At 31.9% G+C, this 14,874-nt stretch carries 14 protein-coding genes; 7 read left to right on the forward strand and 7 right to left on the reverse strand.

All coding sequences use genetic code 11. The annotated features are described in order from the left end of the window. Positions 1-152 precede the first annotated feature (152 nt). The 4 genes from KMW28_RS10475 (at position 153) to KMW28_RS10490 (ending at position 4,091) form a co-directional block, all read left to right on the forward strand. Positions 153-824, forward strand: a complete 672-nt coding sequence (locus KMW28_RS10475) for a 4Fe-4S dicluster domain-containing protein (protein WP_169663458.1) — start codon at positions 153-155, stop codon at positions 822-824. Then, positions 821-1,327 carry an NADH-quinone oxidoreductase subunit J family protein gene (locus KMW28_RS10480; protein WP_169663457.1) on the forward strand — a complete coding sequence of 169 codons (507 nt, stop codon included), beginning with the start codon at positions 821-823 and terminating at the stop codon, positions 1,325-1,327. Before KMW28_RS10475 ends, KMW28_RS10480 begins: the two co-directional genes overlap by 4 nt. 106 nt (positions 1,328-1,433) lie before the next feature. After that, a complete protein-coding gene (gene greA, locus KMW28_RS10485; protein ID WP_066207540.1) occupies positions 1,434-1,904 on the forward strand; it encodes a transcription elongation factor GreA in 471 nt (156 codons plus the stop codon). Between the two features lie 300 nt (positions 1,905-2,204). After that, entirely contained in the window at positions 2,205-4,091 is a 1,887-nt protein-coding gene (locus tag KMW28_RS10490) for a biotin/lipoyl-containing protein (RefSeq protein WP_169663456.1), read from the forward strand. A 121-nt stretch (positions 4,092-4,212) separates the two neighbouring features. Here KMW28_RS10490 and purU read toward each other — a convergent pair whose 3' ends face one another. From purU to KMW28_RS10510, 4 genes are all read right to left on the reverse strand, one after another. Then, positions 4,213-5,079 carry a formyltetrahydrofolate deformylase gene (purU, locus tag KMW28_RS10495; RefSeq protein WP_066207537.1) on the reverse strand — a complete coding sequence of 289 codons (867 nt, stop codon included), beginning with the start codon at positions 5,077-5,079 and terminating at the stop codon, positions 4,213-4,215. A 1-nt stretch (position 5,080) separates the two neighbouring features. Continuing rightward, positions 5,081-6,598 carry a GH3 auxin-responsive promoter family protein gene (locus KMW28_RS10500; protein WP_169663455.1) on the reverse strand — a complete coding sequence of 506 codons (1,518 nt, stop codon included), beginning with the start codon at positions 6,596-6,598 and terminating at the stop codon, positions 5,081-5,083. Between the two features lie 152 nt (positions 6,599-6,750). Further along, positions 6,751-7,491 carry an LPS export ABC transporter ATP-binding protein gene (gene lptB / locus KMW28_RS10505; RefSeq protein ID WP_066207533.1) on the reverse strand — a complete coding sequence of 247 codons (741 nt, stop codon included), beginning with the start codon at positions 7,489-7,491 and terminating at the stop codon, positions 6,751-6,753. Positions 7,492-7,624: 133 nt separating this feature from the next. Continuing rightward, complete coding sequence (locus KMW28_RS10510) at positions 7,625-8,254, reverse strand: hypothetical protein (RefSeq protein ID WP_158297581.1); 630 nt, start codon at positions 8,252-8,254, stop codon at positions 7,625-7,627. Between the two features lie 425 nt (positions 8,255-8,679). Here KMW28_RS10510 and KMW28_RS10515 point away from each other — a divergent pair, with 425 nt between their 5' ends. Beyond that, positions 8,680-9,057, forward strand: coding sequence for a TraR/DksA family transcriptional regulator (locus tag KMW28_RS10515; protein ID WP_066207527.1), 378 nt, complete (start codon positions 8,680-8,682; stop codon positions 9,055-9,057). A 163-nt stretch (positions 9,058-9,220) separates the two neighbouring features. Continuing rightward, positions 9,221-9,817 carry an SMC-Scp complex subunit ScpB gene (gene scpB, locus KMW28_RS10520; protein WP_169663454.1) on the forward strand — a complete coding sequence of 199 codons (597 nt, stop codon included), beginning with the start codon at positions 9,221-9,223 and terminating at the stop codon, positions 9,815-9,817. Positions 9,818-9,846: 29 nt separating this feature from the next. Here the strand turns inward: scpB and KMW28_RS10525 are convergent, their stop codons facing one another. Genes KMW28_RS10525 through KMW28_RS10535 form a run of 3 tightly spaced genes read right to left on the reverse strand, consistent with a single transcriptional unit; the run spans position 9,847 to position 14,169 of the window. Beyond that, on the reverse strand, positions 9,847-10,509 hold the full coding sequence (locus tag KMW28_RS10525; RefSeq protein ID WP_066207524.1) for a bifunctional nuclease family protein: 663 nt from the start codon (positions 10,507-10,509) through the stop codon (positions 9,847-9,849). Positions 10,510-10,559: 50 nt separating this feature from the next. Next, complete coding sequence (locus KMW28_RS10530) at positions 10,560-11,732, reverse strand: NTP transferase domain-containing protein (RefSeq protein WP_084005785.1); 1,173 nt, start codon at positions 11,730-11,732, stop codon at positions 10,560-10,562. 19 nt (positions 11,733-11,751) lie between these two features. After that, the gene (locus KMW28_RS10535) at positions 11,752-14,169 is read right to left on the reverse strand and encodes a TonB-dependent receptor (protein WP_169663453.1); all 2,418 of its coding nucleotides are present in this window, start codon (positions 14,167-14,169) and stop codon (positions 11,752-11,754) included. A 182-nt stretch (positions 14,170-14,351) separates the two neighbouring features. Between KMW28_RS10535 and KMW28_RS10540 the strand changes: the two genes are divergently transcribed. Then, the gene (locus KMW28_RS10540) at positions 14,352-14,786 is read left to right on the forward strand and encodes a DUF7832 domain-containing protein (RefSeq protein WP_066207522.1); all 435 of its coding nucleotides are present in this window, start codon (positions 14,352-14,354) and stop codon (positions 14,784-14,786) included. Positions 14,787-14,874 lie beyond the last annotated feature (88 nt).

Here is a 14,874-nt window from a genome sequence, read left to right on the forward strand (position 1 = left end):
TTAATCAGGTTAAATCAAAAACAATTTATTTAATTTTACGCTTATTAAAAAAAATAGGCAGATACATTAAAGTTGTTTAAAACAATTCAACAATTAATAGATCTCCATCGATTTTATTAATAACTTTGTAAGAAATAAAATAATTTTTTTGAATGATAAAAAAGATAGGAGCAAATAGTTCGTATTTTGGAAATATAACAGAAGCAATACAAACGTCAATTCATGGATTAAAACTATCTATTATCCACTTAAAAAATGCATTATCTAAACGTAGAATTGGTAATGATTCATTTAAGAAGGATGGATATTTTGATCCTGAAAGTTCTATGGTAACGCTAAAGTACCCTGAAGAAACTTTACCAGTACCTGATAATGGTCGCTATAAACTCGATCTCGAAATAGATGATTGTATTGTTTGTGATAAATGTGCTAAGGTTTGTCCAGTTGACTGTATTGAGATTGATCCAATTTTATCTCAAGATGTCATTGGAGAGACATCAGATGGAACAGCTAAAAGAATATATGCTGCAAAATTTGATATTGATATGGCTAAATGTTGTTTCTGTGGGCTTTGTACATATGTATGTCCAACAGAGTGTTTGACAATGACTAAATCATATGATTTTAGTGAGTTAGACATGAGGGAACTTACTTATAGTTTTGCAGAAATGTCAGAAGAAGAAGTCACTGCAAAAAAAGTTCTTTTTGAAGAAGCACAGGAGAAGAAGAAAGCTGAGAAATTAAAAAAAGATGCTGAACAATCTTCTAAACCTTCTACATCAGCTAGGCCAAAATTTTCACCAAAAGTTATTAAGAAAAAATGATAGAAATAATCTTCTATTTTTTGATTACTGTGATTTTTGTATCATCAGTAGCTTTATTCTTTACAAAAAAAGTAATTTATAATGCTGCATATTTATTATTCTCACTTTTAAGTGTCGCAGGACTCTTTGTAATTACAGCATCAGATTTTCTTGCTATCACTCAAGTGATGATATACATAGGTGGAGTTCTCGTTTTATTGTTATTTGGTATCATGTATACTAAAAATAAAAATGAGGAAGGAGTAGTCAGTGGATCAAAACGAATGCTTTTAGGAATTGTGTTAGGCATTGCCATTTTTTCAATACTCACTATGGGAATCTTGGAAGAAAAGGTAATAACGATTACAGATGTTCCTGATCAAAGTATTGTTTCAGTATTAGGTGATCAGTTCATGACTAATCATATTTTTTCATTTGAACTTACAGCCGTATTGTTATTAGTAGTTTTGATAGGAGCAGTATTTATTACAACGAAAGCAGAGAAAACAATAGATCACAAATAAAAAATTTTATATATTAATATACTAGAAGTATATTTGTATTCTAAGAAATAAATAAACAACGGTCTAATTTCATATTGGATCGTTTTTCATTATAAACGTATTGAACATGTCAAAGACAACTTTTTATACACAAGAAGGTCTTCAGAATTTAACTGACGAGCTTAACGAATTAAAAACTAAAGGCCGTGCAGATATTGCAAAACAAATTGCAGAAGCAACAGATAAAGGAGATTTGAGTGAAAATGCAGAATATGATGCAGCCAAAGACGCTCAAGGTCATTTAGAAGCTAAAATTGCTGAATTAACTAATTTGGTCGCTAATGCAAGAGTAATTGATGAATCAAAATTAGATACATCTAAAGTAGGTATTTTATCTAATGTAAAAATCAAAGCACCAACTGGAGCAGAGATGACTTATACATTAGTATCTGCAAAAGAAGCTAATGTTAGAGAAAATAAAATATCAGTAGATTCTCCAATTGCTCAAGGTTTAATGGGTAAAAAAGTAGGGGAGATAGCTGAAGTAAAAACTCCAAGAGGAATTATGAAGTTTGAAATCTTAGATATTTCACTTTAAAAATAGATTAGCGGAAACGCTAGTTATACCATGTAGAAAAGCGAATGTGAAGGCATTCGCTTTTTTTTGTTTTTACAGTGTTATTGATTCAATTATAATAATATTTTCACTCATTAATCATTATTAACAAACCAATAAGGATTAAACGATCATTAAAACCCTGATTTTAAGTACGTAAAGTAACAGTTTATCAAAATCATCCTTTTAACAATATTTTAGTCACCATTCTAACTCTAATATATACGTAAAATCGCAATGTGTTTTAGATAAAAATTCAAACTTATAAATTGTGTTAGTCCTATGGTACAAGAACTTAAAATAAGAGACCTCACTATGAGAGATGGTCAACAATCTCTCTTTGCTACTAGAATGAGACAGGAACAAGTTGAAAGACTTTTACCTGACTATAAAAACGCAAATTTCTATGCAATGGAAGTTTGGGGTGGTGCAGTTCCTGATTCTGTAATGAGATATTTAGGTGAAAATCCATGGCACCGTTTGAAGAGTATTCATGATCAAATTGGAGATATTAGTAAATTAACAGCTTTATCAAGAGGTAGAAATTTATTTGGTTATACTCCATATACTGAAGAAATCATTGAAGGATTCTGTAAAACGTCAATCAACAATGGTTTAGGCATTATGAGAATCTTTGATGCTCTTAATGATACAAATAATATTCAATCAACAATAAAGTATGTAAAAAAATATGGTGGAATAGCTGATTGTGCAGTTTGCTACACAATCGATCCACAGTTCTCTACTATGGACCGTATCAAAGGGTTCTTTAGTGGAAAACAAATCCCTAAGAAAGTATTTACAGATCAATACTTCTTAGATAAAGCATTAGAAATGCAAAGATTAGGAGCAGATATGATCACTATTAAAGATATGAGTGGTCTTATTCCTCCAATGAGAGTAGCTAAATTAATCAAGTTATTCAAATCTAAATTAACTATCCCTGTTGATTTCCATACACACTGTACTCCAGGTTATGGTTTAGCTGCTGTATTAGCTGCTGTAATGAGTGGTGCTGATATCGTAGATACTTGTATTTGGAACTTTGCAGGTGGTTCTGCTGGTGTTGCCATTGAGTTGATGTATGTATTTACTCAAAAGTTAGGTATCAAATTAGACGTTGATATGGAAGCAGTTGCTGAAATCAACCAAAAACTAATTGATATCAGAAAAGAGTTGAAAGATTTTGATGCTTATGATAGCTTCCCTAATCCATTCAACCCGCTTACAGATACTCTTCCAGCTCATATCGATCAAATCTTTGATCAAGCTATCGCGGCTGTGAAAAAAGGTAATGAAGATGCTTTATTGGATGCTTGTCATCAAATCGAAGATTACTTCAACTTCCCTAAACCTAATACTAAAGTAAAAGAAGCGGAAGTACCAGGTGGTATGTATTCTAACATGGTTGCTCAATTGAAAGCACTTCAATCAGAAGAAATTCTTGATGAAGCAATGAAATTGATACCTCAAGTGCGTATGGATGCTGGTCTACCTCCACTAGTAACACCAACTTCTCAAATCGTAGGTGCTCAAGCTGTAAACGCTGCACTTAGCTTAAAAGCTGGTAAAGAAATGTATGCAAATACATCTAACCAATTCATCAGCTTAGTGAAAGGTGATTACGGTAAAACACCAATTCCAGTAAAACCTGAATTCAGAGAAAAAATCTGTGGTTTTAAAGAGGAGAGACCATTTGATACTAGCTCATATAAATCACAAGACAACCCTACATTACCAGAATACGGTAACGTAAAACTTGCTGAAACTTATGAAGAGGAATTATTATTAGAATTGTTCCCACTAGTAGCTAAAGGTTACTTGAAAAACCTTAAGAAAGAACAATGGGAAGCAAATAAACCTGTTGAAGTTGTTGAGGAGAAAGTAGAAAAAGTAGAAGCTAAAGCTGAATTAAAACTAGGTAGAAAGATCAACGTTCCTATGCCAGGTAAAGTTTTAGATGTTTTAGTAAAAACTGGTGATAAAGTAGAGAAAAATCAAACAGTATTGGTATTGGAATCTATGAAAATGGAAAACAATATCTTATCTGACTTCTCTGGTTATGTAAACCACGTTTTTGTTGAAGCAGGTGAAACATTGGCTTCAGATCAAGTGATGTTCGACCTTGTGAATTCTGAAGAAGAGATTACAGCAGTGCAAAATGCTTAATTGATATGATATTCTTAAGTCCTAAGTAATTTATTTACTTAGGACTTAGTATAAAAAAAGAGATCATTTTAAACGATTTATCGTTTAAAATGATCTCTTTTTATTTTATTGATTATTTTGACTAATCAAAAATGATTGTCTTGTTTTTATAAGTAAGTAACTTTCTATTTACGTGTTTATAAATAGCTCTTGATAAGACAATCTTTTCTAAATCCTTACCTTTTCGAATCAATTCTTTCACGGTGTCTTTGTGACTTACTTTACTCACATCTTGTTCGATAATTGGGCCGGCATCTAGATCTGTTGTAACATAATGTGAAGTCGCACCAATAATCTTAACGCCTCTTTCGTGTGCAGCATGATAAGGTTTAGCACCAACAAATGCAGGAAGGAAAGAGTGATGTATATTGATGATTTTATCTGGAAATGTTTCAATGAAGTTCTCAGATAATATCTGCATATATCTAGCAAGAACAATAAAATCAATATTCTTTTCTTTCATTAATTTTATTTGTTCAGCCTCAATTTCAGCCTTATTTTCTTTATTCACTTTAAAGTGATAAAAAGGAATATCAAATTTATCAGCCACTTTTTTAAGTGTTTCATGATTACTTACAATCATCGGAATATTCACCTTTAACTCTCCAGAATCAGCTCTTGATAAAATATCATACAAGCAGTGAGACATCTTAGTAACAAATAATGCCATGTTTGGAACTTTATCACTAAAATGTAAATGAAAAGTCATATTATACTTCTGTGCCAATAAGGTGTTAAAGTAGTCCTTGATTTTCTCTTTTGGGATAAGAAAAGAGTCTAGTTCAAATTCTACTCTCATGTAAAAACGATCTTCATCACGATCTACATATTGATCTAAATAGACAATATTTCCCTGATTTTCATGAATGAATTGTGTGGTATATGATATAATCCCTTTTTGGTCGGGACAGTGCATTAATAATATAGCTGTATTTGAAGTATTATTCATATTAAGTAGTTTCTACGGATGCTAATAACGAATCGAGGTATTTTCTGTGGTTTGCTAGCCTAGGTACTTTATTTTGTCCACCTAGTTTACCTCGACTTTTCATCCAATTATAAAAAGATTTGTTCTCTAAAAAGTGAACTTTCGGAGCGACTAATGCAATATCTTTGTGTCTTTTTGCATCGTAATCAGAATTAACTTCTCTCAACTTTTCGTCTAAAGTTTTGACGAATAATTCTTGATTATTTGGCGGATATTTAAACTCTATTGCCCATTCATGACCGCCTTTTTGACCACAAGATAAATATACAGGAGCGGCAGTGAAGTTTCTTACTTCAGCTTTCGTGATATGAGAGGCAGCTTTAATTGCTTCTTCTGCGTTTTCAATCACCACTTCTTCACCAAAAGCATTAATAAAATGTTTTGTTCTGCCTGATATTTTTATTCTATACGGAAATTTTGATGTGAAACGAACAGTGTCACCAATCATATATCTCCATAACCCCGCATTGGTGGTAATCAGTAAAGCATAATTTTTACCAATTTCAACATCAACTAGTTGTACGACTTTAGGATGATCTTTACCTAGCTCTTCTACAGGTATAAATTCATAGAACACTCCATAATCTAATAATAAAAGTAACTCATCATTATTAGTAGTGTCTTGTATACCAAAGAACCCTTCAGAAGCGTTATAGACATCCATAAAGTTCATGTCATCCTTACCAATCAATTTCTTGAATGTTTCTCGGTAAGGGCCAAAAGCAACGGCACCATGGAAGAAAACTTCAAGATTTGGCCATACCTCAATAAGTGAGTTCTTGCCCGTTTTCTCTAATATTCTCTCGAATAGAACCAATGTCCAAGTCGGAACTCCGGCTATATTTGTGATATTTTTATCTATCGTTGTTTCCGCAATTTTTTCAATTTTACTTTCCCATTCGTCCATTAGAGCTACCTCTAGTTCCGGAGCCCTCATAAATTCTGCCCAAAAAGGAAGGTTTTTCATGATAATGGCAGAAACATCACCACTTATAGTCCCTGAATTGAAATTATTTTTTTGATAAGTGCCACCAATTCCTAAGCTTTTACCGAACATCACCATAGTTGATGGGTGATTATTCATATATATAGACAATAGGTCCTTTCCCGCTTTATAATGACAATCTTCAAGGGCTTCTTTAGAAACAGGAATAAACTTACTTCTAGCGTTAGTGGTACCAGATGATTTTGAAAATTCTGTGATTTTAGTTGGCCATAGAATATTCTGTTCACCTTTCATCATTCGATCTATATAAGGAAATAAATCTTCATAGGTAGAAATGGGAACATTCTGATGGTATTGCTCCAAAGTACTTATGTCAGAAAAACCATATTTTTTTCCAAATTCAGTGTCCTTTGAAGTTGATAATAAATCATTAAAAAGTTGCTGTTGTACATCTATGGGGTATTGCTTGAAATGATCAATCTGATGCATTCTCCGCTTAGTAAACCATTGTATAGCTGAAGATAAAAGTTCCATACAATTATTGGGTTAGAGCACTGTTATAACCTGAAATCAACTATTTTATTAAAAAAATCAATAGTTGATTTTGGTTTTCAATTTGAGTTGAAAAATAAAAAAAAAGGATACCCTTTTTAGACAAAGAGTATCCTTAAAATAATATATTTATTTTATTCAGAAAAATCTTTTTTCTTATATTCAGCATACTCACCAAAATAAGCTTTTCTAACTTCAGGATCATTAATTAATTGATCTGGAGTTCCATCTCTAAATACAACACCACTCTGTAAAATATATACTCTATCAGTAATTGATAAAGTTTCAGTAACATTGTGATCAGTAATTAGGATACCAATATTTTTCTTCTTCAAGTTGTAAACAATACGCTGAATCTCTTCTACAGCGATAGGGTCAACACCTGCAAATGGCTCATCTAGTAATACAAAAGAAGGATTAGTAGCCAATGTTCTAGCAATCTCCGTTCTTCTTCTTTCACCACCAGATAAAGACATACCTAGGTTGTCTCTAACATGTGTAAGAGAAAATTCTTCAAGTAGGTTATCTACTCTTTGTTTTTTCTCAGCTTTAGAAATTTTTTCCATTTCCAAAGGAAGCATAATATTTTCCTCAACGGTTAATCCTCTAAATACAGATGGCTCTTGTGCTAAATATCCAACACCTTTTTGAGCACGTCTATACATAGGAAGCTTAGTAATATTTTCTGCTTCAAGGTGTATCTGACCATTGTTTGGTTTAATAAGCCCAACAATCATATAGAAACACGTTGTTTTACCAGCACCATTTGGTCCAAGTAAACCAACAATTTCACCTTGTTCTACTTTAATAGAAACATCATTCACTACCGTACGCTTACCGTAATGTTTAATAAGGTTATCCGCTTTTAGTATCATATAATTTATAATATTTATATCATTGCTATGAAGCAATAAAGATAAGTCTTCTCAATGAATAATAACTTCAAAATTAATAGATTTTTTTTGCCATTGAAGTTACTTACAATTAGCTAACTTTTTTTAACACTCATTACCGAGGTAGAATATCAGTAAAGTAGGCATCATTGACTATTTCTCCATTGTAAGCTTCAAATTCTTTAGAGTTAATTTGATAAATACTCAAGAATTTATCTCTTGTTTCGTTAAGGTAAAACCATTTTTTCAATGGCCCAATTACCTTTTTATCTTTCAATGAATAAGTCAGTCCACTCTTATAATATTCAAGGAAATAATTGGTGTTGTAGAACTGATAGGTATTTTCAGCTTTTCCTCTTAAACGAATCTCAGTATCAAGGTCATTTTTAATGCTATAAACATTTACCTTAACCCCTACATAAATCTCAGGTGTACTTTTAATATTATCCTTAAAAATAATCAGTTCATTAAACTGATTATTATGATCAGTAGCAGCTTCAATAATTGAGAACTTCTCTTCAAAGTGGTCGTCTAATGACTGTTCATAATGTTCAAACACTTGATATGTTCTAGTTTTATAATCAACCAAAAATCCAATTTGCAAATCGTGAATGGATAGAGTAGTTGGGTCATATTTTAAAGAACGCTGTTGATTATATTTATATAAATTCCCAAATAAAGCTTTCACCTTTGGACTATGTCTCTTTAGATAACTAGGTAAAGATTTAAGATTTTGGGACTTCATAAATATATAACCTAGTGATAAACAAAGGGTATAAGGAAATAAGCTACTATATGAAAAATAAAGAATAACGTTAGATATGAGCAGAAAATTCCTTTTTCTTTTAAAACCTCTTCGAAAAGAATCTATTTCTTTTTGTAGTATAACTTTTTTATCTTGAGGTAATAAAGCCCTTTCTTCATTAAATAAAGGATAAACATTCTCTCTATTTAACTTGGGCCAAAAGTTTTCACGTACAATATTTATAAGATTGAAATTCATACATTAGATTTAATTTGACTTCTTAAAATTATTCAATATTTATTAGAATTCAATCAAATGATTTTAATAATCGATTAAAAATGATGAATATCTTCTGTTGGTACGATTTTTTCTAATTCTATTTTATTAAATTTGTACATCACTAACCTTAACCGCTTTCAAAATATATGGCAGTTGAAAAATTACGATATTCGGCTGAGGAGTTAGTAGAGTTTGAGACCCTATTAAACCAAAAGCTAGAAGAAACAAACAAAGAATTGGACCACTTAAAAGCTTCAATTTCAAAAGTATCAAGTGGACAAGATTCTAACCACACTGGAGGGAAGACATTGGAAGATGGTGCAGATGCCTTCGAAAAAGAACAGTTAAACCATTATGCTGCTCGAGCCATGAAATACAAACAACAGCTAGAAAAAGCGTTGATTCGTATTAAAAATGGAACTTACGGGGTTTGTGTTGACACTGGGAATTTAATTTCAAAAGAACGATTGAGAGCCGTACCTCACACTCAACAATCCATTGAAGCTAAATTAAAAAGAAATTAATTTTAACAGGCTGTCTCGTAAAACATGAGATAGCCTTTTTCTTGTTACCAATAGCAAGGTTAATAGATAGACTTATTTTTCTATATTAATCATATATAGAAAATCTACGAACTTAGTGATAATTCTTTTAAAGAATATTTATAAGATTTTTTCATCTTATCCTATGAAACAAACAGATTTATTAAATACTATTGAGGCGATGGTTTTTATTTCCGAAGAACCACTTCAGGTTGATGAGATAATTGCTTTAGTAGAAGAAATAACAGAAGAAGAAACTTCAATTACAGAAGAGGAAGCATTAGATCTAATAAAATTATTGCAAAATAAATATATGGATGATGCTTTTGCTTTTGAATTGGTTCAAAGTGGTGAAGGGTACTGTTTCATGACTAAACAAAAATTTAGTAATGTAGTGAATGCTTTACTTAAAAATAGGTCTAAAAAAAGATTGTCACGTTCAGCACTAGAAACCTTATCTATTATTGCTTATAGACAACCTATTACCAAAGGGGAAATTGAAAAAATAAGGGGAGTCGGCTGTGATTATGCCATGAAAAAGCTATTAGGGAAAGAACTAATAAAAATGAAAGGTAAATCCGATGCTATAGGTAGGCCTATGCTATATGGAACTACAGATAAATTCCTAGAGTATTTTGGCATTTCAAACTTAAAAGATTTACCATCTCCTAAAGAATTTAAAGAAGAAGATTTAGAAGATTCTTCTGGAACAACCAATGAAGAAGCAACTAGTACATTATAAAAAAATCCCACATTTGTGGGATTTAATATTTAGCTTCTTTTAGTGATTTCATCACGTATATTAGCTGCTTTCATGTAATCTTCGTTATCAATTGCTTTTTGTAGTAAAGAGTTCAGTTGATCTATACTTAAATGTGCGTATCCGCTATCATTATCCTCGTCATCAGCCTCTAAACTAACTTCCTCTTCCTCATCATCTAGCCCTTCAAAGTCTTCAATATCCAAATCATCGTCATCATCTTCGATGTCATCAGCATGTTCTACTTCATCTTGTTCAAGTTCTTCAACTTGAATTCCTGCTTCGCCCATAATATTCTCATATGCATAAATAGGAGCGTTAAAACGTATTCCTATGGCCACAGCATCTGAAGGCCTTGCATCTAATATTATTTCTTCGCCTTCTGCAGTAATTACATGAATATCAGCATAAAATACACCTTCCTTTAAATTCGAAATTTGTATATGATTAATGCTTGCTCCAAGTTTTAATGCAAAGCTTTTAAATAAATCATGGGTCATAGGTCTGTTTGAAGAAATTTTTTCTATTTCTAATGCAATAGCTTGTGCTTCAAACATACCAATAATTATAGGTAATCTTCTATTTCCGTGTTTTTCGCCTAATACTAGTGCGAAAGAACCGTGGGAAGTATGGCTAGCTGATAGCCCTAGTATTTCTAATCTTACTTTGTTCAAGACTTCTTTTTTAATTTACTAGTACAAAACTAAAAATTATCAGCAAAAAATTAAATTGAATTTTGTTGACTTAGTTGTTTTATCGCAATATCTAACTCATCCATGGTATCTACTTCACTTAGAGTATGGTCTGATAATGGTTCGATTAATTTGATATTGGCATCTTCTAAAATCTCCCTCAAAGAGTTTTTTCCGAAGGCCAGTGATTGAAGGAGTCTAAGATAACTCCTTGGTTCCCAAATACCTAATAATGGCTGAGGAGCTCCAGTATCCTTAGACTTGTAAAGTGTAGCTAACTTAGAAGGATCCCTTTGTTCAATCAAATGCATAATAGTTTTATCATCTACAAAAGGTAAGTCAATGGCTACAGTCATCCATGCGCAATTTGGATTTTGTCTAAATGCAGATAATAATGCTCCGAAAGGACCTAAATTAATAAAAGAATCGGGTAGGAGATTCTCTTGATCCGAAAAATCCTTCAATTGTTGTGGTCGACAAGACATAAATGCTTTTGAGGTATACTTAGAAAGAATTTCCTTCATATGGAAACGCTGCTCTTTACCATGATAATTTATCTTTGCTTTGTCCTTACCACCCATTCTTTTAGAACGGCCTCCAGCAAGCAATAAGCCATTTAAATTTCCAGTATCTTGTCTTAATACTATCTCAATAAATTGACTAATACCAACTGTGTTTCCTATTTCAAATATTGGCTTATGCTCAATATTATGTATTCTCTCATATAATATCGGAGGGATATCCTCTTTTGATGCTCCTTCTGCTAATACAACACATAAAACATTACTTAATCGGTTAATTTTACGATGTAGAGTAGGTGTTTTATCTTTATCTATTATAAGAATTTGTTTAGAAGCTTTAAAGTGGTTGCCATTGATAAATGCAGCATCAATATCATTTAATAACACATGTCTCTCAGGTACACTGAAAGCTTTTCTAAAATCAGCTCTTGAAAAAGTAATTTTATCAATTATTTCAACACGTGCTTTATGCGATAGTGCCTTAGAGGAATCAATACCTAATTCCTTCTCCATTTCGGAACTTTGATGGTCACAATCAATATAACCTAAATTCCAATTGTCAGAAAGATTCTCAATTAGTCTAAAAACTAATTCTTTAACAATCCCTGGAGACGTACCAAGAAATGCAATCTCTGTTCTACAAAATCTACCCACTTTAGGTCTAACTAAATCACTCTCCTGCATAATCTTTATATTTCTTTCTCTAAAGTTGCAAAATCATTTTTACATTGAAAAATCTTTGGGACAAAGTATTTGGAACTGCATACTGTTTTCCATCATATGTTTTTACCCAAGTGTGAGAAATTACATTATTATTTCCCAAAACATTTAGTATTTCTAATCCAATCTGAAGGTTTTTCATAAACTCTTCACTTGGGTTATTCGATTTTTTATTCAATGCTATAATCTTATTGAAACCCAAATCTAATCTCATGTATTCATTACCTCCACTAAATGCATTTCTAAATTCAGGTTGATCTGGAGGTCCAAACGGCAAACCAGAACCAAATAAGAAACGTAGATTCATTCTCATAGTTGGATTATTCGGTAAATGGTCTTGGAAAAACATAGCAAGAGTAACTCTTTGATCCGTTGGTCTCCTTATAAACCCACGAGGGTCACCCTCAATTTTCTCTTTCGTTTGCATTATACTCAGTGCTACCCAAGATTGGGTGCCAGGAATAAACTCTCCACTAATTCTGGTGTCAATACCTGCAGCATAGGCTACACCCTCATTTTCACCTGAATATCGAATTCTTATATTATCGACATTGTATGGTACAACATTCCATAAATGCTTGTAATAGACTTCAGATATCAATTTAAATGGACGTCCCCATTGTTCGAAATTATAATTTATTCCTCCTATAAAATGTAAGGATCCTTGTGCCTTTAGATCTAGATTTAAAGTACCATCAGGTCTTCTCATTTCTCTGTAGAAAGGAGGTTGATAATACACACCCGAAGCAAAATTGAAAACGACATCTTTTTCCCATTCTGGTTTAAAGGAATATTGGAAACGTGGTGAAAAATTAAATTCATTATTAATCGTCCAATACGTTCCACGAACACCCAAAGTCATTTTGTGTTTATCATTAGGGGAAAAATAGGTAGTTTGATAATACCCTGAATATCTCTGAGAGGTAATGTTATTATTTGCACTAAGTACATTATTTACATCAATAACATATCCTGCAGAATCTTGAAATTGATACTCAGACAATTGGTCATCTATGTCCTCCACTTTCATTTGAACTCCAAATTCAGAATGAAGTTGGTTAGAATGATCCCACTCATTTCTATTCTCAACAATAAAAACATTTGCCTTTAACGAATTTCGAGAATATTGATAACCTCCACCAATGCCTTGTTCAGTAGAACAATCATTAATACTATTAAAATCTTGAGTATCACAAATACGGTAGGCGTTTTCTAAATTACTTCTTTCTCTTTCTTGAGTAACTAGGGCAGAAGTGATAATATTTGAAGTGAAATTTTCATTGAAGTTATGAATCAATTTTAAGCCACCTTGGAAAGTATCATAATCTAATTGTTCTTTCCCTTCAAAAGCAATAGTTAAGTTACTTACACCTTCTCCTGTTTGAAAATTTGATGATCGAGTAGTTGGAAAAACACTATATCTATTTGATGCATACGATAAAATTGCATCTAGATAAGTTTTTCCTTTTTTTTCTTTTCCAGATAAATCAAAACTGAAATACGATTGGACATCACCAAATCGGGGACGATACTCACCTTCTGTTTGTAATGTATTTAATAGGTATTCTGTCGATTTATATCTTGCACTAACAATACCTGTATGTTTCTTATTTTTTGACGCTCCGCCAACAGTTAAACTTCCGCCTAGTAAGGATGCTTCCAATACTCCTTCAAAGCTCATCGGCTTTTTGTATTGAATATTTAATGAACTTGATAACTTATCTCCATATTTACTTTCCCAACCACCTGAAGAAAATTCAATGTTATCTACCATTCTAGAATTGACAAAGCTGAGTCCTTCTTGTTGACCTGCACGAGCAATAAAAGGTCTGTATATTTCTATGTTATTTACATAAACAAGGTTTTCATCAAAACTACCTCCTCTAACAGAATAATCAGAAGAAAGCTCATTATTAGAAGCAATACCTAATGCACCACTAGCTACTAATTGTTGAGTGAATTCACCAAAGCCTACAGGTATTTCTTGAAGATCTTCACCTTTAACATAAACAGCTCCAGCCTTTGTTCTAATATCACTTTCTCTTGAATCGACAATTTTCACCTCATCCAATTCAAAGATTTGTTTGTATAACTTAATGTCTAAAGTTTTTATCTCATCCTTTAATAATTTTATCTGAAATGCTCGAGGGGAATAATTAGGATGATTAAAAAATATAGTTGTTAAAGAATCAGGTGATAACTCTAAAATATAGGCCCCTTCATTATTCGTAATGTAAAAATTATTCTTATTTGTCCCTTCTTGTACCATTGCCGCTGAAATTGGATTCCCTATAGAATCCAAAACAACACCTCTTAGTGTCGCATTCTGAGCTGTAGCACTTTGAAAAGTTAAACAGATGATAGTCAGAAAAATAAAAGAAAGATATGTAAGTGTTCTCAAATTTTTTAAGATTATGCCTTAATAATTACATCTCAAGTTACTTTATAATACACTTGAAATCCTATTCAAATTAAATAATTTTGAAATCTTTTTGCATCTTACGAAAAAAAAATGGTAATATTAACCATACACTTTAGTGATATAACTAGCTCATATTATTCATTATACTTTTCCAGCTTACTATGAATTCAACGAATACTACTGTAATTGATAACGTTAGAAATTATTTTGGGAACGATTACCCAGAAGATTTATCTTTAGACCAGGCCTACCTTCACATTGGACATTTTTTTGGTTGGGTGATTGCCAATGACCTTTATAGTGAAGAATATGAAGATGATTTTGGATCACAAATTCTGTATTTCTCAAGAAAAGAGATTACTCCAATTATCCTTGCAGAGACATTAGATGGTATATTAGATATAGATCTATTTGATGATGACATAAAACCATTTGTGTTGGAATATTACTGCAGTGGACAATACTTAAATGACTATAAGGATGCACTTTTAAAAGAATTAGAAAGTATGTTCCATATTCAAGACACATGGGATAACTTCTCAATAATGAGTAAGTTATTAAATCAGCGTTACGATATGTGGAAAAATAAAAGTTAAACGATTTGATATTTTCGCCCTTTATTCTCGTAAAAAAATATAAAAATCTTTAATTTTAGTTTTGGTAACACCATAATTAAACTCGAAT

The sequence above is a fragment of the Flammeovirga yaeyamensis genome, assembly GCF_018736045.1.
Classification (GTDB): domain Bacteria; phylum Bacteroidota; class Bacteroidia; order Cytophagales; family Flammeovirgaceae; genus Flammeovirga; species Flammeovirga yaeyamensis.